At 54.9% G+C, this 21,377-nt stretch carries 17 protein-coding genes; 14 read left to right on the top strand and 3 right to left on the bottom strand.

Annotation, left to right across the window (positions count from 1 at the left end):
- Positions 1-352 precede the first annotated feature (352 nt).
- From ASD8599_RS16930 to ASD8599_RS16920, 3 genes are all read left to right on the top strand, one after another.
- A complete protein-coding gene (locus ASD8599_RS16930; protein ID WP_181364525.1) occupies positions 353-1,600 on the top strand; it encodes an efflux RND transporter periplasmic adaptor subunit in 1,248 nt (415 codons plus the stop codon).
- A gap of 4 nt (positions 1,601-1,604) precedes the next feature.
- On the top strand, positions 1,605-4,658 hold the full coding sequence (locus ASD8599_RS16925) for an efflux RND transporter permease subunit (RefSeq protein WP_108829625.1): 3,054 nt from the start codon (positions 1,605-1,607) through the stop codon (positions 4,656-4,658).
- Between the two features lie 77 nt (positions 4,659-4,735).
- Positions 4,736-6,088, top strand: coding sequence for an efflux transporter outer membrane subunit (locus tag ASD8599_RS16920; protein WP_108829624.1), 1,353 nt, complete (start codon positions 4,736-4,738; stop codon positions 6,086-6,088).
- Between the two features lie 306 nt (positions 6,089-6,394).
- Here ASD8599_RS16920 and ASD8599_RS16915 read toward each other — a convergent pair whose 3' ends face one another.
- A complete protein-coding gene (locus ASD8599_RS16915; protein ID WP_245926077.1) occupies positions 6,395-7,075 on the bottom strand; it encodes an SGNH/GDSL hydrolase family protein in 681 nt (226 codons plus the stop codon).
- A 264-nt stretch (positions 7,076-7,339) separates the two neighbouring features.
- On the opposite strand from ASD8599_RS16915, the gene ASD8599_RS16910 reads away from it, so the two are divergent.
- The 8 genes from ASD8599_RS16910 (at position 7,340) to ASD8599_RS16875 (ending at position 16,407) form a co-directional block, all read left to right on the top strand.
- Complete coding sequence (locus ASD8599_RS16910; protein ID WP_108829623.1) at positions 7,340-8,806, top strand: cytochrome C; 1,467 nt, start codon at positions 7,340-7,342, stop codon at positions 8,804-8,806.
- Positions 8,803-9,300 carry a hypothetical protein gene (locus ASD8599_RS16905; RefSeq protein ID WP_108829622.1) on the top strand — a complete coding sequence of 166 codons (498 nt, stop codon included), beginning with the start codon at positions 8,803-8,805 and terminating at the stop codon, positions 9,298-9,300. Before ASD8599_RS16910 ends, ASD8599_RS16905 begins: the two co-directional genes overlap by 4 nt.
- Positions 9,300-11,336 carry a GMC oxidoreductase gene (locus ASD8599_RS16900; RefSeq protein WP_219928860.1) on the top strand — a complete coding sequence of 679 codons (2,037 nt, stop codon included), beginning with the start codon at positions 9,300-9,302 and terminating at the stop codon, positions 11,334-11,336. Before ASD8599_RS16905 ends, ASD8599_RS16900 begins: the two co-directional genes overlap by 1 nt.
- Before the next feature lie 104 nt (positions 11,337-11,440).
- Positions 11,441-12,682, top strand: coding sequence for an NAD(P)/FAD-dependent oxidoreductase (locus ASD8599_RS16895; protein WP_108829621.1), 1,242 nt, complete (start codon positions 11,441-11,443; stop codon positions 12,680-12,682).
- 22 nt (positions 12,683-12,704) lie between these two features.
- Positions 12,705-13,688, top strand: coding sequence for a TRAP transporter substrate-binding protein (locus ASD8599_RS16890; RefSeq protein WP_108829620.1), 984 nt, complete (start codon positions 12,705-12,707; stop codon positions 13,686-13,688).
- A 60-nt stretch (positions 13,689-13,748) separates the two neighbouring features.
- Positions 13,749-14,441 (top strand): TRAP transporter small permease, encoded by a 693-nt coding sequence (locus ASD8599_RS16885; RefSeq protein WP_108829619.1) that lies wholly within the window; start codon positions 13,749-13,751, stop codon positions 14,439-14,441.
- On the top strand, positions 14,438-15,736 hold the full coding sequence (locus ASD8599_RS16880; protein WP_108829618.1) for a TRAP transporter large permease: 1,299 nt from the start codon (positions 14,438-14,440) through the stop codon (positions 15,734-15,736). Before ASD8599_RS16885 ends, ASD8599_RS16880 begins: the two co-directional genes overlap by 4 nt.
- Positions 15,712-16,407, top strand: coding sequence for an aspartate/glutamate racemase family protein (locus ASD8599_RS16875; RefSeq protein ID WP_245926075.1), 696 nt, complete (start codon positions 15,712-15,714; stop codon positions 16,405-16,407). The genes ASD8599_RS16880 and ASD8599_RS16875 overlap by 25 nt, the downstream gene beginning before the upstream one ends.
- A gap of 96 nt (positions 16,408-16,503) precedes the next feature.
- Here the strand turns inward: ASD8599_RS16875 and ASD8599_RS16870 are convergent, their stop codons facing one another.
- Entirely contained in the window at positions 16,504-17,934 is a 1,431-nt protein-coding gene (locus ASD8599_RS16870; protein WP_108829616.1) for a Glu/Leu/Phe/Val family dehydrogenase, read from the bottom strand.
- A 398-nt stretch (positions 17,935-18,332) separates the two neighbouring features.
- Here ASD8599_RS16870 and ASD8599_RS16865 point away from each other — a divergent pair, with 398 nt between their 5' ends.
- Genes ASD8599_RS16865 through ASD8599_RS16855 form a run of 3 tightly spaced genes read left to right on the top strand, consistent with a single transcriptional unit; the run spans position 18,333 to position 20,895 of the window.
- Positions 18,333-19,784 carry a TadE/TadG family type IV pilus assembly protein gene (locus tag ASD8599_RS16865; protein WP_108829615.1) on the top strand — a complete coding sequence of 484 codons (1,452 nt, stop codon included), beginning with the start codon at positions 18,333-18,335 and terminating at the stop codon, positions 19,782-19,784.
- Positions 19,781-20,317 carry a TadE/TadG family type IV pilus assembly protein gene (locus ASD8599_RS16860; protein ID WP_108829614.1) on the top strand — a complete coding sequence of 179 codons (537 nt, stop codon included), beginning with the start codon at positions 19,781-19,783 and terminating at the stop codon, positions 20,315-20,317. The genes ASD8599_RS16865 and ASD8599_RS16860 overlap by 4 nt, the downstream gene beginning before the upstream one ends.
- Positions 20,317-20,895, top strand: coding sequence for a TadE/TadG family type IV pilus assembly protein (locus ASD8599_RS16855; protein WP_108829613.1), 579 nt, complete (start codon positions 20,317-20,319; stop codon positions 20,893-20,895). Before ASD8599_RS16860 ends, ASD8599_RS16855 begins: the two co-directional genes overlap by 1 nt.
- On the opposite strand, the gene ASD8599_RS16850 is transcribed toward ASD8599_RS16855, so the two are convergent.
- Complete coding sequence (locus tag ASD8599_RS16850) at positions 20,892-21,365, bottom strand: hypothetical protein (RefSeq protein WP_108829612.1); 474 nt, start codon at positions 21,363-21,365, stop codon at positions 20,892-20,894. The two genes, ASD8599_RS16855 and ASD8599_RS16850, sit on opposite strands and share 4 nt — an antisense overlap.
- Between the last annotated feature and the right edge of the window lie 12 nt (positions 21,366-21,377).

Below are 21,377 nucleotides of genomic sequence, written 5' to 3'. Positions count from 1 at the left end.
TCGTACCAAACAGCCGCCCGGGCAAAAACGTCGGCGGCCTTGGGATTTACTTCGATGTCGATAGACAAGCATCTCTCTGAGAATGCCGTGTGCCGCCCGTCTTTCATGCCCCGCTCAAACCCCGTTGGTGCAACCAGTAGAAGGTTTTTTGTGACCGGAGGCAAGGCACAGGACGCCGACAGCCAGACATATGCGTTTCTGCAAACAACAAATTTGGCGGGCGATGGAATCCGGTTTCGAAATCGTTTCAAGACAATATTTTCAAAGGTGTAGGTGTAGCTAAATGTAAGACTTGTCTGTAGGGTTTTGATACACAATGTTTGGGCTGCAACAACTGATAAGGGCTTTTGCGATGACGAGACACTTTATGCTGAGCGTGTTGATCGGCTTCGGGGGCTTGATGGTTGGCCCGTCAATGGCGCAAGATGCCGAACCGCGGCCAGCGAAAGTGGCTATTGTGACATCGACATCTGCCACGATCAGCCGCAAGTACCCGGCGATTGTGTTGCCCTCGCGCGAGATCGAGATGTCTTTCAAAGTGTCCGGCCAAGTTATCGAATTGCCGATCCGTGCTTCGACTGACGTGACAGCGGGTGATGTGATCGCGCAGATCGACACGCGTGACTTCAAAAACCAGATTGCTCAGTTGGAAAGCTCGCGGGATCAGGCAATCGCGCAATTGGAAGCGTTGCGTGCGGGCGCGCGGGCTGAAGAAATCGCGGCCCTTGAAGCGGCGGTAGACAGTGCGCAGGCGCAGGTTGAACAAACCAGCGAGGCGCTGGAACGTGCAAATTCCCTGTTAGAGCGTGGCGTGTCGACCCGTGCCCAAGTGGAAGGGGCCCAAGCTGAAGCGCGTGTTGCTCAGGCAAACCTGCGCGCCCAGCAAGAACAGTTGCGGATCGGCGAAGCCGGTGGCCGACCCGAAGAAATAGCAGCTGCCGAAGCTGCACTGCGCGGAATTGATGTCCAGATAAAAGTTGCGCAAGACAACCTTGCGGACGCCACACTGACCGCCCCCTTTGATGGCATCATTGCCCGCCGCGACATCGAAAACTTCTCGAATGTGTCTGCAGGCCAAAGCATTGCGTTGTTGCAAGGCCTTGATGTGGTGCACCTTGCCTTTGATATTCCAAGCCCCGATGTCACGGAACTAACGCGCAACGGTCCCGGCCGGATCACCTCGACAGCGACTTTCGATGCGATACCGGGCGTGGTGTTTGACACCGAGGTGGTTGAGTTTTCGGTGCAAGCTGACAGTGCAACCCAAACCTACCGTGGCCGTGTTGCTGTGACCATTCCCGAGAACGCTGTGATCTTGCCCGGTATGGTTGCTAATGTCATTTCCTCGACCCCGGGTCAGGCCGCACAGGTGCGCGCACCCTTATCGGCCATCGCCGCAGAGCCGGACGGGGCACCCTTTGTCTGGCTGGTCGATGGCAAAGGCGTCGTTTCAAAAAGCCCGGTCACTTTGGGCGAGGCCAGCGGTGCAATGGTCGTTGTCAGTGACGGCTTGTCTGATGGTGATACAATCGTGTCCGCAGGCGTCAGTCGCATCGTGGATGGCATGACCGTCCGCCCCATCACGCAAGTGGGGAACTAAGCCGATGGATTTGGCCCGTTTTGCGCTTGAAAAGCGATTGATCTCAGCCGTTGCGACGGTGTTGATCCTGTTCGCAGGGTATTTCGCCTACACGGCCTTGCCCCGCTTTGAAGACCCGGAATTTGTCATCCGTCAGGCGCAGATCATCACGCCTTATCCCGGGGCTTCCGCCGGAGAGGTCGCCGAAGAAGTGACCGAAGTCGTCGAAAACGCTTTGCAACAATTGCAAGGCATCGACGAGGTCCGCTCGGTGTCATCGCCTGGTCTAAGCACGGTCACAGTTGAATTTACCATCGCGTCAACCCGCGGCTACCCTGAGCTGGATGCAAAATTTGCCAAGATGCGGGCCAAGATATCGGATGCGCAGTCCCAACTGCCGCCAAATGCCCTGCGCAGTCAGGTCTATGACGACTTTGGCGACGTTTATGCGCAGTATTATGCGATCACGGGTGAAGGCTTCACGCTATCTGATCTCAATGAATACGCCAAAGACTTACAACGTGAACTGGTGACAGTTGATGGTGTGTCAAAAGTCATTCTGAATGGGGTGCAAGAAGAGGTCATTTATGTTGAATATGCCCCTGCACGATTGACAGAACTGGGGCTGGCCCCTGCTCAAATTCAGCAATTGTTGGAAGGGCAAAACCTTGTCACGCCCGCAGGCTCTATTATTGCGGGATCAACACGTTTGGCCATTCGTCCCGAAAGTGCTGTAGGCTCGATTGACGCTATTGAAAACCTGTTGATCACGAACCCGCAAACGCAAACATCGTTCCGTCTTGGTGATATTGCGCAAATCAGTCGTGGCTTGAAAGAACCAGCAAGTTCCTTGCTTTATCGTGATGGGCAGCCTGCGGTCGGGCTTGGGATTTCAAACCAGCGTGGCGGCAACGTGGTGAACATGAGCAATGCGGTCAAGGAGCGCATCGCCGAACTGGAATCCGAGCGCCCCATAGGCATCGACATCCTGCCAATTTCCGACCAAGGGGCGAGTGTGAAAACATCCGTCGATGACTTTGTGGTCAATGTGATGATGGCGCTGGCGATCGTTGTGGGCACCTTGCTGATCTTTATGGGGTTACGGTCCGGCATCCTGATGGGGGGCATCTTGATGGTCACCATCGCAGGGACGCTGTTTGGCATGTATCTTTATGGGCTGAACATGCAGCGGATTTCACTGGGGGCCTTGATCATTGCGCTTGGCATGTTGGTCGACAACGCGATTGTGGTCGTAGAAGGCACGCTTGTGCGCGTTCAAAAGGGCGAAGACGCAGCATCGGCTTCCCGCGCGGTGGTCAAACAAACCATGTGGCCACTTTTGGGTGGAACGCTTGTTGGTATTCTTGCCTTTTCACCCATCGGTTTTTCGCCTGACAATACAGGCGAATATGCTGGCAGCCTGTTCTGGACCATCGGCATTGCTTTGCTGTTCTCGTGGTTGGTGGCGATTTGGTTGACGCCATATTATTGCGCACTTTTGTTGAAAAAGGGCGCATCGGACGCAGAACCCAAAGAAAACTTTATCCTCACAGGATATCGCAAAGTTCTGGCCGTGGCGATCCGTGTGCGGTGGATCACGGTCGGTATCACAGTGGCCCTGTTTGTGTCTGCTGTGGCGATGTTCAGCGCGGTGCCTGCGGGCTTTTTCCCGTCCTCAACGCGTGACCAATTCGTGATCGATTACTTCTTGCCACAAGGCACGGATATTGAACGTACCAAAAGCGACTTGCTGGAAATCGCCGAATATGCGCGCGGGCTTGAAGGTGTGACAGGGACGAATTCTGTTGCTGGTGGCGGGCACTTGCGCTTCATGCTGATCTATGAGGCCGAGGGTGGCAATCCAGCCTATGGGCAAGTTTTGGTTGATGTGGACGATTTCACAATCATCGAAGAATTGCGCCCGAAACTGCAGACGCACATCAACGAAACTTACCCGGATTCAAACTCGAAAGTTTGGAAATTCGTGCTGGGGCCAGGTGGCGGTTCTAAGGTTGAGGCTGAGTTTTATGGCTCGGACCCTGCCGTATTGCGCGACCTTGCAGGGCAGGCCAAAACGATCATGTCTGATGCTGGTGCCATTGCTGTTAAAGACGATTGGCGCGAGCAGGTTCAAACCGTGCGGCCGGTGATCGACATCGAAAATTCACGGCGATTGGGGCTGACACAAGGCGAGATTTCCAACGCGATCTATTCCCATCTGACGGGCACAACGCTGGGTGTCTACAGAGAACGCGACGAACTGCGCAACATCGTGATGCGCCCCGTTGAATCTGCGCGCAATGACATCGGCGCACTGCGCGATATTCAAATCTTTAGCCAGACAGCTGGCGGTTATATCCCGATCAGTCAGGTTGTGGATCGCTTTGATATCGTCTTTGAAGCGGGCAATTTGAAACGCATCGACCGGGCTTTGGTTATCACGGCACAAAGCGACAACGCGCCGGGGGTTTTGTCGGGGGAATTGTTTGCTCAGGTGAAAGAACCCATCGAAGCGATCAAGTTGCCGCCGGGTTACACCATGAAATGGCAAGGTGAATACGGCAGCAGCCAAGAGGCAAACGCCGGTTTGGCCTCGACCATGCCCATTGGGTTCGGGGCGATGTTTATTGTGGTGCTGTTTTTGTTCAATGCATGGCGTCAGACGATCATCATCTGGTTGGCGGTGCCTTTGGCGCTGATTGGTGTGATCTACGGCCTTGCAGGCACGCAAACACCGATGGAATTTATGGCGATCCTTGGCATTTTGTCGCTGACGGGGATGTTGATCAAAAACGCCATCGTTCTGATTGATGAAACCGATACTCAAATTGCCGACGGCAAGGCCCGGATGCTGGCTGTCGTGGATTCGGCTGTCAGCCGTGTTCGGCCTGTGTCGTTGGGCGTGCTGACGACTGTTTTGGGCGTCGTTCCACTGTTGTGGGACCCGTTCTTCAAATCGCTGGCTGTGGTCATCATTTGTGGCCTCAGCTTTGCAACAATCCTGACCCTTATCGTCGTTCCGGCGCTGTATGCGATCTTCTTTCGCGTGCAGGGCGACGAGACAAAATCCACCACCTAACTGGCGTTTTTTATCTGTGATGTACTTATCCAAACAGGGATGAGCAAAGTGTTCAACCCTTCACGAAAAGGTCTGATATGACTTTGAATTTGCGTAAATATTTGGCGGCTTTCAGCTTTCTTGTGGTGGCTGGTTGCTCTGTTGTTGGCCCCGGTTACGTGCCACCCAAAGCCGAAGCGTCTGCGCAATTCGTAGGGGGTGGATCGTCTGCTTTGATGGATGCCGCGCAAGTTGCTTGGTGGAAAAGCTTGAAAGAGCCATTGCTGAATGAGCTAATCGCGAAAGGTCTGGCCCAAAACCTTGACATTGCTGCCAGTCTAGAGCGGATCGAAGCGGCCCGAGCACAGCTTGGTCAAACCGGCGAAAACTCGCAGGTGACGGGCGGCATCGGTGTGCAGTCGACACGGCGTGACGCAGGGGTAGGGCGCGTGCGCACAAATGCCGTGTCCGGGGACGCCAATTTTGTTTTTGATTTGTTTGGCGGGTTCCGCCGTGGCGTGGAACAGGCCGAGGCCGGACTTGAGCAAGCGCAATTCAATGCGTCGACGGTCCGGTTGGGTTACTTGGCCGAACTCACCAGCAGTTACGTAAATGCGCGTTACTTCCAGAATGCCGCTGAAATCTCGCGCCGGACAGTTGCAAGCCAAAACCGGACTTTGGAATTGGTTCGCATTCGTTTGGATGCAGGCGATGCGTCCCAGCTTGAGGTGCAACAAGCCCGTCAGGTACTGGACCGCTCAAAAGCGGATCTTCCTATTTTGCGGGCCAATTTTGAAGCCAATGTGTTTCGGATGGCCACCCTTTTGGCACAGCCTGCTGGTCCATTGCTGGTTCAAATGCAACGCGGTGCGCGATTGCCATCGCCAAACCGTATTGGCAAAACGGGGGTGCCGGCGGATTTGGTGCGCAACCGTCCTGACATACGGGCCGCTGAACGTGCGCTTGCGGCGGCAACCGCAGGTATTGGTGTTGCGGAAGCCCAGCTTTATCCAAGTTTGAACTTGCGGGGCGACATTGCGATTTCTTCGCAAGGCACCTGGAGCTTTGGACCCGCGATTGCCTTGCCCGTTCTCAACCGTGGCGTGCTGGCTGCCCGTCGAAACGCAGCAATTTCGCAAGCCAAGCAAGCAGAAATTGAATGGCGCAGTGCAGTGCTATCCGCGACGGAAGACGTGCAAACGTCGCTTAGCCTTTTGCAGGGCCTCAACGGTCAGGTTGCAGCGTTCCGCCGTGTGACCGATGCGTCCACAAACCTGGTAGCATTGTCACGCGCAAGTTATGAAAATGGCGCGTCGCCGATTACAGATGTTCTTGATGCGGAAACCGCGTTGTCGAGTTCACGGTTTTCCCTTCTTGGGGCGCGTCGGGATCTTGTTTTGGCTTGGGTCGAACTGCAGGTGGCAACAGGCAAAGGCTGGCTGGCGCCCTAAGTGGTCAAGGCATGCTTGGACGCAACTTGTGCAGAAGACCCTATTGAAACGGTTGCGATAAATTTCTGCCGTCAAGCAGTTCTACAATGATAGGGTATTGTTCAATCCAATGGCCTTAAAACGATCGCGCGGCGGCTTCATGCAGTGGGATGTATTCCTCCCATAGCCCGCATGGTTTGTTTGGACAGGTCAGTCAGTAGGTAGTGCAGTTCTGGCCGCTGCGCTGCTTTGTCCGGACTTTACGTTGCTTTGAAGTCACCACCCGCACAGCACTTTGGCGTGGTCGCTTTTATCGCGCCGTATAGTTTATTTCTTGATCACCTGGCCGATGCGTTGACCGATGGCGCGGCTGCCCTTCAGGGATGGGTGGATCATATCCAAAGCGTGGTAGGAACGATCACCATTGGGCACTAAATTCGCCAATGATACGAAATGGACACCTTTGTCTGAAGCAGCCAATTTGCTGATGCGGCTTTCCAGCTCGTTGCCTTCGTCCCGACATTGTTCAATGGGTGATCCGGTGCCCGGACTGCGTAAATATCCGACATAAATTACCTGCGCCCCGGTGCTGCGTAACTTCCGGACCATGTTGGGAATTTCCCCGCGGGCACCGGTTTTTGTAATCATGCGGTTCATCTTCCGATCGCACTTTCGACACCCGCAACCCAGCCATAGGTCATTGCCGCCACCATTCACGACGATCCAATCCCATTGTCCGGGCCGGAACTGTTTTGCGATGTTCAGTCCCATACTGCCTGTGATGGGCAGATTGTAGATAATCCGTGCGCCCGATACGGATCTGTCCACCACACGCGCGTTGACAGCCTTGCCAATCACATTCGGGATGGCGCGTTTCGAAAGGCTATGGGACGCCATCATGGAATCGCCCATCGTCAGGATTTGCAACGGCCCGTCCGCAGTTGCAGCGCCTGAAAAACCGACGCTTAGACACATGAAAACAATGGCATTTCGTAATCGTAATAACATGTGCAGCGTTCCTAAACTGGTCTTGTGATGTTTTGTACTGGGTAAGGTTAGTCGGGACAGTTTTACAAACACTGAACGCCGCCAGTATTTCATCTACACTACTTCGTATTTCTGGCAAAAATTTGGCAACACGACGAAAAAGACAATGGTGGCCAAAGCGCCCTTAAAGACAAATCAGTCTGTTCATACAGTTGAAAAATTACTTTGACGGATCACGATTTCGTGTCATGGTTGTCAGGTATTTTAGACATAATGGATTTTACCATGAAACGCATTTTGGCTGCTGCGATTTTTATCGCGGTTCTGGTGGGACTGTATTTTACGCTCATGCCCGCCACAAAAGAAACGGTTTTGGCATCTGGTGGCGCAGCAACGCCAACAGCACAAACGACTGCACAGGTGGAATGTGCCGCGACCACGCAAACACTCATTAACGGCACAACCATCCCTGCAATTCCGGATTTTGGGTCCATCACGGACGGCGATTTTTCCTTGGACAACCTGCAATGCGCATTTGATTCCTACTCGTGGAACTCATTTCTTGCGCTCAATCACTCTCCGGACGGGGCGTTTGGGGACAAAAGCGGCGACAACGAAACTGTGTGGGAAACATGGGCAGAAAGCAGTGACATCTTCCTGACAGGTGGCGCAGACCCCGGGGCTGCTGGGGCAACACCACCACGTGAAATTCCGGATGAATGCAAAGCGTTGGGCGACACGAAGGGTCTGCGTGTTATCAGTCAGATCGGCAAACATCCTGATCTTCTGGAAGAGGCAACCCAGCCCTTCAATTCTGGTCCTTTGATTGACACCAACGGGTGGTACAGCCGTTTTGCAATTTCTGTGAACCAGCCGATGTACGATTATATCACTGAAAACCAATTGTATAATAAGGCGGGGCAAGCCGCATTTTCGCAAGCTGGCAATGCCGTGAACTTCACATGCAGCTGTGATCCGGACGCAACTGGATCCAAATGCAGCCCGCAGGGCCAACAAGGTGCGATGATGGTCAAAGCGGCGTGGAAGGTGATTGCAGGAACCGATGTGGCCGCTGATTTTCATGCAACCGAAGCATTGGTCTATACGCCTGCACTTAACGACAAACCCGCATCCTGCGAAATTCAGCAGATGGGGTTGGTTGGCTTTCACATCGGTCACAAGACCATCAACGATCCACAATGGCTGTGGTCCACCTTTGAACATGTGGCAAACGTGCCCGAAGCCGGCCGGCCACAAAGTCGTGCCTCCTACAATTACTTCCAGCCGGACTGTGAAGACTGCAACGACGTGAACACGCCGCCGGCCCAACCTTGGAACCCGCATGTGCAACCGGTTGCGCAGAACATGGGCAAAAGCCAGATCGAGCGGTCGATCCCAGTCACCGACCACACTGTCGCCATGAACACGGTTGTGCAAAATGAACTGACCAAAGGAACGGTCTGGGAAAACTATCACTTGATTTCAACGCAGTGGCCAACCCAAGCCACATTGGGAACGCCCACAACACCAAGTGCGGAAAACGGCTGGTGCACATCGTTGAATCCTGTGGACCCGACAGGCGCCCCTGCGCCAACCTTTTTGGCCAACACAACCCTTGAAAGCTACATTCAAGGCACCGTGCCCCAAGCCTCGTCCAACTGCATTTCGTGCCACAAGGACGCGACGATGACGGATGGGACGTTCTCCGATTTCACCTATTTGCTTGAGCGCGCGAAAGGACCGACACAATGAGCAGTCAAATGGACAATTTTGTCAGCCTGTCCGCCGCCCTTACGGGGTTCGACCCCAGCATGTTTGCGCCGTCGGTGGACCCCGTGAACCTGAAGCAGGTGTATTTCGACTACATCATGGCCAAGGACCCTACCAATTTCACAGCGCTTTTGGATACATTTGCCGTTGTAACAAGTACCGGTGCCACGGGCGGTGACGCTTGGGCCGAAACCATGAAAGGGGGTTCCGAAACTGTCGCCATTTCGGCTGAAATGGTGCGTTTGGCCATGTCGATCAACAAGCTTTGGTATCTCGGATCGTGGTACAACCCCGAGGACACCACCCAACAAGAAGTGGTATCTGAACAGTCCTACATTCGCGGATTGTCATGGCAGGTCATGCAAAGTCACGCGATGGGCAACAGCCCTTTCACCTTCGGCTATTGGGCAAAAGACCCCGCCGCCAGCCTTGCGCTGACCACAGGCAATCCAGATGCGACAGGGGGGACAAGCTGATGTCCGACACAGATTTCGATATCATCATCGTGGGCGCTGGCGTGTCCGGCTCTATCGTTGCCAAGGAATTGGCGCAGTTGAAGAACACCAAAATTCTTGTGCTGGAATCGGGACCGGAAACGCCCCCGACAGAGCGTCAGGAGTATATGAGCACCTTCTTCAAGAATTCCGTCAAAACGCCGGAATCGCCCTATCCGCCTGCCTTATTTTCTGACCCAAACGCAGAGCCGACGCCCCGCGCCACGGTTTCTGATACGTTTTCGTCGAATGTCTCGGCAGGCTGGCAGCAAACCTTGGGCAATGACGACGGGTTCATCTTTGATCCCAATGTCTCCTACCTGCTGCAAAAAGGGCCGCAACCGTTCCTCAGCACCTATGAAAGGGTCGCGGGTGGCACCACGTGGCACTGGCTTGGCACCAGCTTGCGGTTTTTGAAAAACGACTTTCGCATGAAGGATGCTTATGGCGCCGGAAATCCTGACTACCCCTTGAAGAACTGGCCCATTCAAGACACTGAAATGCTGCCCCTCTATGCGCGTGCCGAGGCCGAGATCGGGGTTTCTGCCACCACCAGCGTGCAAGAAACCGATCTGGCCAGCATCGGATTGGAATACCCGGACGGCTACGAATACCCCATGCCCGAGTTGCCCCTGTCGGTGGTGGATCAAACCGTGGGCGAATTTGTAAATGGAACCGATGGTTACTTTGGGTTTGGCGATCAGTCGATCGTTGTGACGCCGACCCCCGCAGGACGCAATTCGCAACCCTATGCACAGCGCCGCGTGTGTGCAGGCAACACCAACTGCATCCCCATCTGCCCCATTCAGGCGAAATACGACGCGACCGTCACCATGAGTAACGCGCAAAGCACCGGCAACGTGACTGTGCTGGCGCAATCCGTGGTCAAACGCGTCATCGCGCAAAGCTACGGCGCGCCGGTGACGGGGGTGGAATACACCACGTGGAAGACCGAAAACGGCGTGTTGACGCAAAGCGATCCGGTGACGGTGACGGCCAAGATTTACGTCATCGCGGCCCATGCGATTGAAACGCCCAAGCTGCTTTTGCTGTCTGATCTGGGCGATGGCAGCGGCACCGTTGCGAATTCCTCCGATCAGGTGGGGCGCAATCTGATGGACCATCCGCTGTACCTGTCATGGTCCTTGATGAACCAGCAAATCTACGGGTTCCGGGGGCCACTGACGACAGCAGGCATCGAATCCTTGCGGGATGGGCCTTACCGCGCCGACCGTGCTGCGTGGCGGGTCGAGATTGGCAACGAGGGGTGGAACTTTTCGAACGGTGATCCGTGGACAACCACGAATGACTTTATCAGCGGAACCAATATGTCTGGCCTGAACAACCAAGGACCGGGGGGGGCGGCGCAAACGCTGTTTGGCACGGATCTGGTGAACCGGCTGAACGATGCCTTCACGCGCCAATGGCGGATGGGGTTTCTGGTGGAACAATCGCCCGATCCTGACAGCCGTGTGCGCATCGACCGCAGTCTTGGGATCACGGACGGGCTGGGTGTGCCGCGCCCGATCATCGATTATCAATTGTCTGAATACACGCGGCGTGGCTTTGCCTATGCCGAGATATTCAGCCGGCAGGTCTATGCCAAAATGGGGGTTACGAACTATACGCGCAACTCACAGCAAGTGGCGGGCAAAGGGGGCGCGATGGTCGACAACCCCAACTGGTTTGAAAACCCTGACCCGGATGTGTTTGGCACGCTGCCGCCTGAGCTGATGGATCCAAATGTTTGCGCACGAGACGCAAACAGTGTGCCGCAACCTGTACCTCTGGGGTTCCAGTATTACGGGGCGGGGCATCTTGTTGGCACCTATTGCATGGGGGACGTTGCCGCGACTTCCGTCGTCGATAAAACCAGCCGGTCGTGGGACCACTCTAACCTGTTTTTGGTGGGCGACGGCGTATTCCCGACGATCACCACAGCGAACCCCACACTGACCTTGTCTGCGCTGGCCTTCGCGGCTGCTGACGCGATTAAGGCGCAGTTGCAAGGCGCGTAAAACATCAAACCTGCATCAAGGCCGCTTTGACAAACACGTTGAAGCGGCCTTTGCTTTGCCGCTATGCCTTAAGGCGATTTGGGACTGAGGCAAGGAACGGCATCATGGACGTTATCGTGGCAGGGGCAGGTATTGTCGGGGTGTCGACGGCCATTTGGTTGCAACGCGCCGGACATTCGGTGACGCTTGTGGACCGCGAGGGGCCGGGAAAAGGCACCAGCCACGGGAATGCAGGCGTTCTGGCTGCTGGCTCTGTTATTCCGGTTACAACTCCGGGTTTGTTGCGGCGTGCTCCGGGGATGCTGTTTAACCCCAACGCGCCTTTGTTCCTGAAGTGGTCTTACTTGCCGCGTCTTTTGCCATTTTTGCAGCGGTACCTGCAGCATGCCAACGACGCACACGTTACGCTATACGCCAAATCCATGGCGGGGCTGTTGCACGATACTGTGGCGCAACATGAAGCTCTGGCCAAAGATACACCTGCCGCAAAATTTATCACGTGCGAAAATTATTGCTTCGGGTATGCCACTCCGGCGGCTTTCGCGGCAGATGCCTATGGATGGCTGAAACGACGCGAGGTCGGACTGTCATATGATGTTGTGTCTGGCGAAGATTATTTGGCGGATGATCCGGCATATGGAAATGTCTTTGCCAAAGTCGTGCGGTGCCACGATCATGGACGCATCAGTGATCCGGGCGCCTACGTAAAAGCGTTGGCGGATCACTTTGTGGATCAGGGCGGGCAGCTGGCGATTACGGCCATCAGCGATATAGATGTGGCAGACGGGAGCGTCACGGCTTTGCACACCGACAGCGGCACACTGCAGGCTGACCGTATCGTGTTTGCGATGGGGCCTTGGTCAAAGGCCATCGCGCACAAGCTTGGGGTGAAGGTGCCCTTTGAAAGCGAGCGTGGGTATCATATTGAACTGGTGAACCCGTCGTCGATGCCAAAGAACCCGATGATGGTGGCATCCGGGAAATTTGTCGTAACGCCGATGGACGGGCGCATCCGTGCCGCGGGTGTGATCGAATTCGGAGGACTGGATGCCGCCCCAAGCCGTGCGCCGTTTGAATTGCTGCGTCGTCAGGTTGAAGCGGTTTTGCCAAATATCACCTACGACCGCGTGGTGGAATGGATGGGGCACCGCCCCGCACCCGCCGACAGCCTGCCTTTGATCGGGGCCAATGACGCGCAGGGCAAAAGCTATTCGGCTTTCGGGCACCAGCACGTTGGGTTGACAGGTGGCCCGAAAACGGGTCGGATCATCGCAGACATGATCAACGGGCGCAGTCCCAACATGGACATGTCGCCTTTCGATCCAAAAAAATATGTGGGGCGCTAGACCCTGCTTCAGGGAGAGACCAATGACTTCATTCACAAAAATCGCCAGCACAGCTATTGCTGGTGCGGTTGCAGCCACCACGGCATTCGCAGATGGTCATGCCCAGAAATGGGACATGCCGATGGCGTATTCGGCCACGAATTTCCATTCTGAACAAGGCGTGATGTTTGCGGATCGCGTGCGCGAATACACAAATGGTGCCATCGACATCACCGTGCATCCGGGCGGATCGCTGTTTGGCGGCGGCGATATCAAACGCGCCGTGCAAACCGGCCAAGTGCCAATCGGCGAACGTTTTATGTCAGCGCATGCCAATGAGGCCCCGCTTTTGGGGTGGGACAACCTGCCGTTTGTGGCGACTACATATGCCGACAACTCCAAACTGTGGGCGGCTGCCAAGGACACTGTGAACGCGCAGCTGGCGGACCTTAATCTGGTCGCGCTGTACACATGCCCATGGCCGGGGCAGGGGTTCTATTTCAACAAGGAAGTCGCATCTTCGGCTGACACACAAGGCATCAAATTCCGCTCCTATAACTCAGCGACAGCGACATTTGCGGAAGAGCTGGGCATGATCCCTGTGCAGATCGAAGCGGCAGAACTGTCGCAAGCCTTGGCAACAGGCGTGGCATCGGCGTTCATCTCGTCAGGGTCCACAGGCTATGACCGCAAGGTTTGGGAACACCTGAGCCACTATTACAAGGTCAACGCATGGCTGCCGCGCAACTACGTGATGGTCAACGCCCAAGCCTGGGACGCGCTGGGCGACGACACCAAGGCAGGCATCCAGAAAGCGGCGGACGAAACAGGCGCATCCTGTGCTGCAAAGTCCGAGGAACTGGCGAACTTCTACTTTGAAGAGCTGGCCAAGAACGGCATGTCCGTGGAAGATGCAGGGCCTGATTTCCTGGCTGAATTGAAAGCCATCGGTGAGAAAATGACGGCTGAGTGGCTGGAAACGGCTGGCGCGGACGGTCAGAAAATCCTCGACGCTTACAACAACTAAGCATCTTCAGGGCCAGCCTTTCGGGGCTGGCCTTTCTCTTTTCCCAAAAGGATATGCGTGATGCGCGATTGGTCGCCCGTGATGGGCTTGCCGCTTTGGGCGTGGCTGTTTGTTTTGCCCAGCGTCTTGGGTTTGGTCTGCTTTGTGCTGGGGGCACGTTTGGAACGCCCGTTGCGGCCGCTGTGGAAAGTGCTGGACCGCGTTTACCTTGCCTCTGGCATCATTTCGGCTTGTTTCATGTGTACCATTCTGGGGCTGATCGTGGCGCAGATGATTTCGCGTTGGGTGGGGTTCGCGTTGCCGGGCACGACTGAGTTTGCAGGCTACGCCATGGCCGCCACGTCTTTCTTTGCGCTGTGTCACGCCATGACGCGGGGGGCACATATTCGTGTGTCGATCCTTTTGAATGCCACGAATTTCACGAAGAAATGGCTTGATATCTTTGCAGTGTTTGCCGCTGCTGTAATCGCCACCTATTTTTCGCGCTACGCGATCAAGGCCAACGGATTTTCCGAGATGCTGAACGACCGCACCCAAGGGCAGGACCAAATCCCCGAATGGGTTGTGGCGCTGTTCCGGCTTGATTTCGCGGGCATCGCAGAGGCGGGCGACAAACTGGTCTACACCCCCGTCTGGATCCCGCAACTGGCCATGTCCATCGGTACAGTTTTGTTGGCGATTGCCCTTTGGGACACGCTTTATCGTTTGCTGGTCACCGGCACCAACCCGATCAAATCGGAGGCCGTCGAATGACCGAAGCCTACGCCACCATCGTTTTCCTTTTCGTTCTGTTCACCCTGCTTGGGTCGTCCATCTGGATCGGCCTTGCCCTGATGGGGGTCGCTTGGGTTGGGATGGAACTGTTCACTGTGCGCCCCGCAGGCGATGCGATGATCACCACCATCTGGACCAGCTCCAGCAGTTGGACGTTAACGGCTTTGCCATTGTTTATCTGGATGGGTGAAATCTTGTATCGCACCCGATTGTCACAAGACATGTTCCGCGGGCTTGCCCCGTGGATGCGCTGGCTGCCGGGTGGATTGCTACACACCAATATCGCGGGGTGCACCATATTCGCGGCTGTTTCGGGATCATCCGCGGCGACCCTGACCACGGTCGGCAAAATGTCGATCCCCGAGCTGCGCAAACGCGGTTATCCCGAATACATGATCGTCGGTACTTTGGCGGGGGCAGCGACGCTTGGCCTGATGATCCCCCCGTCGCTTACCTTGATCGTCTACGGTGTGTCGATCAACGAAAGCATCATTAAGTTGTTTATGGCAGGCATCATTCCGGGCCTCGTGCTGGCGGCGTTGTTCATGAGCTACATTGTGTTTTGGCACTTCATCAAACCCGATCAACGACCCGCACCAGAACCGCCGATGAGTTTCGGCACAATGCTTGCAGAAAGCCGGTTCCTGATCCCGGTGCTGTGTCTTGTTTTTGCCGTCATCGGGTCAATGTATTTCGGTTGGGCCACCGCAACGGAAGCAGCGGCAGTGGGTGTCATCGGGGCTTTGACATTGGCGGCGTTCCAACGATCGCTGACCGCATCGGCCTTCTTTGAAAGCCTGATGGGGGCCACGCGCACCTCGGCCATGATCGCTTTGATCCTGATGGGGGCGGCGTTCTTGTCGTTGTCGATGGGGTTCACCGGATTGCCGCGTGCGTTGGCCGCATGGATCGACCAGATGCAGCTTTCGCCCATCACGCTGATCGCGGCCTTGACTGTGTTCTACATCATCTTGGGGATGTTTCTGGACGGGATTTCATCGGTTGTTCTGACCATGGCGATCGTCGAGCCGATGATCCGTCAGGCGGGCATCGACGTGATCTGGTTTGGGATTTTCATCGTGGTCGTGGTTGAGATGGCGCAAGTCACACCGCCCATCGGGTTCAACCTGTTTGTGCTGCAAGGCATGACAAAACACGAGATTGGCTATATTTCGAAGGTCGCTTTGCCCATGGTCGCGTTGATGCTGCTGATGGTGGTTATTCTGGTGATTTGGCCGGGGCTTGCGACATGGCTGCCCAACAACATCCAGTAGACATGCGGCCTGCGATCACCGTCTTGCAACTGGACACACATTTCCCGCGTATTGCGGGGGATGTCGGGTGCGCCCAAAGCTATGCGTTGCCGATGGAAGTGATCCGGGTGCCCTCTGCGACAGTGCAGAACGTGGTCAGCGATCGTCCTGATTTGGTGGATATCGCCCCTTTTGAAGATGCGCTGCGTCAGGCGCGGGGTGCGGTCGTCGTCACATCGTGCGGATTTTTGTCATATTGGCAGTCTCATCTGCAATCACTGACATCGCAGGTTTTGATATGTTCGGCATTGGGGGCTTTGGATCGGTTGGCCGTGGGCTTTACGCCGGACCAACTTATGATCGTGACCTTTGATGCGGCAAAATTGACGCCAGTGCATTTGGGGGAGCAGTCCGCATTCCAGACATCCATTGTGGGGTTGCGGCCTGAACACCATTTGCGTGCCGTCATTGAAGGCAATACGTCAGGATTAGATGCGGGGCAGGCGCAGGCCGAACTGGTTGACTTGGTGCAAAAACATCAAACCCCGGCACATCGCCACATCTTGTTTGAATGTACAAATTTACCACCTTACCGCGCGGCGGTCATGGCAGCCACGGGATTGCCAGTGACGGACATCATGTCAGAAATTGCCGGCGTTCATCCAAACGCTGTGGCGCCAAGCTGGCGTTGACGCTGACCGCAAGATTGGTCCCGAACGGTGATTTCCAGCGGGCGCAATTTTTGATGGTTCCCGAAGCCACTTGGTTTTGCGGCTTCGGGATGGGTGTTAAAGCCCTTTGGCTTTGTAGCTGCTGGCGACCTTGTCGATGGACACCAGATAGGCCGCTGTACGCAGATCCTGCACATCATCGCGCGAGTGCCAGACATTCATCATGGACTGGTAGGCAATGCGCATCGTGTCATCGAGACCGGATCGTACCAGTTCCAATTCATCCGCACCGCGCAGATAGCGATCTTTGAAGTCGGGTGACAATTGCCAACCAATCCCGCTGTCCGAGCTTAGACGCTCCAGTTCATCGACAACCAACTGGTGCCGTCCTTCTTCCTGACGACGCTGCATACGGCCAAAACGAATGTGGCTCAGGTTCTTGACCCATTCGAAATAAGATACGGTCACACCGCCGGCATTGGCATACATATCAGGGATGATGACCGTGCCTTTGTCACGCAAGATTGCATCCGCACCGGCTGTCACAGGTCCGTTTGCCGCCTCGATGATTAGCGGTGCTTTGATATTTGCCGCATTGCTTAGGTTGATCACACCTTCCAAGGCCGCCGGGATCAGAATTTCGCATTCTTCTTCCAGAACTTTGGCGCCATTTTCCACAAAGGTTGCATCGGGATAACCCGCAATACCGCCATGCGTGCTGATCCAGTGTTGGATTGCATCGACATCCAACCCTTTTGTATCAACCAAAGCACCATCACGTTCGATGATGCCCACAACCTTGCAGCCATCTTCAGCCGCCAGAAACTTGGCCGCGTGGTAGCCCACATTGCCGAGGCCCTGAACGACAACACGTTTGCCGTCAAGCGTGCCTGTCAGGCCAGCTTTTTTCACACCTTCCGTGTCTCGGAAAAACTCGCGCAAGGCATATTGCACCCCGCGGCCGGTGGCTTCGACACGGCCGGCAATGCCGCCCGCATTCAGCGGTTTGCCTGTGACACAGGCCTTTGCATTGATGTCAGTGGTGTTCATTCGTGCGTATTGATCCACCATCCACGCCATTTCGCGTTCGCCGGTTCCCATATCGGGGGCGGGCACGTTTTGGGACGGGTTGATAAGATCGCGTTTGATCAGCTCATATGCGAACCGTCGTGTGATCTGTTCCAATTCGTGTTCGTCGTATTGGCGCGGATCGATGCATAAACCGCCTTTTGATCCGCCAAACGGCGCTTCGACCAACGCACATTTGTACGTCATCAAGGCCGCGAGAGCTTCCACTTCGTCCTGATTGACACCCAAAGAAAAGCGAATGCCGCCTTTGACCGGTTCCATATGTTCGGAATGCACAGAACGATACCCTGTGAAGGTCTGGATTTGGCCGCGCAACCGCACACCGAAGCGTACGGTATAGGTGGCGTTACACACCCTGATTTTTTCTTCCAAGCCTGGCGGCAAGTCCATCAACGCCACTGCGCGGTTGAACATCATATCCACACTTTCACGAAAGCTAGGCTCATTGGGTGCACTCATTCGAGGTCTCCTTTTCCCGACAGAACGACTCATGGTTGGGTTGATCTGTGCATGCAGCCTATGACGACTAGGTTAACATGTGCGACTTTTTTGTGCTTTTTGTAAAAACAACTGCGGCGTAAAACCGGAATTTGGCAGAACAATTGCCTGTCGTAGACTTGGGCAGTTGGGTTTTACCGCTGAAAATCGGGTGTTGGCGCAGCTTGGCGTCGCAATCCGGAAAAGGTTATTATTTGGTTAACAATGCCGCCGAAGGGCTGCGATTGTCCTTGAATCAGCGAATTCTTCACACACTCTTCCCCGTGTTGCCTGATTTCAAACACATTTGCGATGCACATACGCTGTTGCCGCAAAGGGTATTTCGCCCTTGTGGAGCAAAAGTTTTAGGAAGGTCGACCATGTCTGATCTAGGTGCGCATACGAATACATTGGGCCGCGTTGAAAAGCCCAAACTAAGCCTGGTGGAAGCCATGCAGTTCGCGCGGCATTTCTCGCGTAACGAGGACGGCGTCATGACGATGTTCGGCCTCATGATCCTGATGATGATGCTGTTGGTGGGTGGCATTGGCGTTGACATCATGCGCAACGAAATGGAACGCGCCAAGCTACAAGCAACAATTGATCGCGCTGTTCTGGCGGCGGCTGACATTGATCAGACGCTGGATCCCGAAGCTGTTGTGAATGATTACTTCGACAAAGCCGGCATGGCGGATTACCTCAGCAGCGTTACCGTTGACGAAGGTCTGAACTATCGCACGGTTCTGGCCACGGCAAACAGCCCGACGCCGACACAGTTCATGCGTTTGATGGGGGTTCCCGAACTCAACGCGCCTGCACGCAGCAAAGCCGAAGAACGGATATCCAACGTCGAGATTTCCATGGTTCTCGATATCTCGGGGTCCATGCGTTACAATAACAAAATGTCTAACCTGCGCACAGCGTCGAAGACATTTGTGGACGAAGTTCTACGGGAAGAGACCGAAGATCTGATCTCTGTGTCCTTGGTCCCGTACACGGCGCAAGTGAACGCAGGTGAGGCGATCTTTGAAGAATTGAACGCGACCGAACGGCATCCCTATTCGTTCTGCGTTGACTTCGAGCCTGTCGATTTCAACAGCACAACCATCAGCATGTCTAAGCAGTACGAACAGATGCAGCACTTTGAGATGAGCAGCAACTGGTATGGTTGGAACACAAAGATCAAGAACCCCGGGTGTCCGAAACAGGAATACGAAAAAATCGTGCCCATGTCGCAAGATGCGAATGCATTGAAGTCGAACATCAATAGCCTGACGTATCGTGCGAATACAGCCATTCACCTTGGCATGAAATGGGGGGTCACATTGCTTGATCCGTCCTTCCGCCCAGTGACGCAAGCTTTGTCTCTGAGCAATCAGGTCGATGGCATCTTTGCAGGACGCCCTGCGAACTACGATGATCCTGACACTCTGAAAACTGTCATTCTGATGACGGATGGCCAGAACGTGGATACGTGGCGCATCCAGCCGTGGTATTATGCAAACGATAACCACTACAGCCACTGGAACTATTGGCCAATTGAAAGATATCTGTCTTACGCAGGTGTACGCAGCTGGAACTACGACGACTGGCGCTATGTCAAATACACGTCTAGCCAAGCTGACACCATGTTGGACAGCATTTGCGACGCGGCAAAAGCGCAAGGTATCGTGATCTGGTCTATCGGTTTTGAAGTCAGCGACTACAGCGCCGGTGTCATGCAGAACTGTGCCTCTTCGCCTTCGCACTTCTTCCGGGTGGAGGGTGTGGAAATCTCAGAGGCGTTCAAATCAATTGCAAGCCAGATCAACCAGTTGAGGTTGACCCAATGATACGCAAAACAAAACAATTCCTGCGCCGTTTCGGGCGTGATGAAGACGGACAGCTGGTGATTGAATTTGCCCTCGCGGTGCCTTTGATCTTCACCTTGTTCCTGACGTCCATCGAACTTGGCATCTATTCCATGCGCCAAGTGTTTCTGGACCGGGGCGTCGACATGACCGTGCGCAATGTACGCTTGGGAACCGGGGTGCAGTTTACGCACAACGATCTCAAGAATTCCATTTGCGATATGGCGGGGAATTTGCCCGATTGTGAATCGGCGTTGCGCCTGTCGCTGACGCCAGTGAACATCCGCAATTTTGGTGGCATTGGTATGCCGTCTGATTGCGTGGATGTTTCCCAGCCGATTGAACCGCCTACGGTGTTCAGTCTGGGTCTGGACAACGAAATGATGTTGGTACGTGCATGTTATATGTTCAAACCGGTATTCCCAAGCACGGGTCTGGGTTACGCCTTCACCAAAGACGGATCGGGCCGCTCTAAAATGGTCTCTATCTCCGCCTTTGTGCAGGAGCCAAGATAATGCGCAAAATGAACTTGAAACAAAAGATGCGGTTCTATGCCGCCCGCTTCGGGCGCGACGAAGAAGCCAGTATCGCAGTGGAAACGGTGATTATTCTGCCCGCCCTGTTCTGGGCTTATCTGACGATGTTCTCCATTTTTCACGCCTACCGCCAGCACACGGTCAATCTGCGGGCCGCGTTTACCATCGGTGACATGATCTCGAGGGAAACAGCCTATCTGGACTCTGCCTATATGAACGGGGCGCAGGATCTGCTGACCTATCTGACGGCGGCTGAGGAATCGGATACTGCCATTCGTATCACCAGCGTGAAATACGACGCCAATAACAACGTCTACAAACGCGACTGGTCGAAAAAACGCGGCTGGGTATCAGCATTGGGCAACAACGCGGTCAAGAAGCTGAAAGATCGCTTGCCGATCATGAAGCACAATGAACGGGTCATGCTGGTTGAGACATGGGTCAAGTATAACCCGCCCTTCGACACGGGCTTGTCTGACCATGAGATTGTGAATTTCGTGTTCACCCGCCCCCGATACGCACCGCAGGTGTTGTGGGATCCCAGCAGCGGCAGTTAACCGTCGCGTTGGGCCACATGGGTCGCAATGTAATCGGCAATGAACTTTGTTTCACCCGCCGGTGTCATGCCACCCACACCCACGCGTTTGCCAAAGCGCCACCACAAGCCGGGCCGCCATACACGGGTGGCCGGCGTTTTGGTGCTTAGCAAAAAGCCGTTGGACGGTTTGAAGGCAAAGACGCCACGGTCAATACCGGCGATATCATCCAGCCGCGCCAGCACTTCACCAGAGCTGTCGCGCAACCCTTCTTCCGTAAGCTCGATCGTCAACGTCGTTGCGCGCCGCATATTTTCAGCAGCCCACAGGGATGCGGCGCCGACAGCCAGAAGAAATACGATAAGTCCTGGCGCCGGTGGGGCCAAAAAGCAAATCGTGATGACCAGAACCCCCAAAGTGCCCATAGACAATATGCCCAGCAAACGGCGGCCTGCTGAGGCTGTGATCGTGGCAATGACTGTATCGTCCATGTGTTAACATCC

Origin of the sequence: Ascidiaceihabitans donghaensis, assembly GCF_900302465.1 — a bacterium.
GTDB classification, from domain to species: Bacteria; Pseudomonadota; Alphaproteobacteria; order Rhodobacterales; family Rhodobacteraceae; genus Ascidiaceihabitans; species Ascidiaceihabitans donghaensis.
The sequence above is the reverse complement of the archived record's forward strand: the minus strand, read 5'-3'. Positions and strand labels throughout refer to the sequence as shown.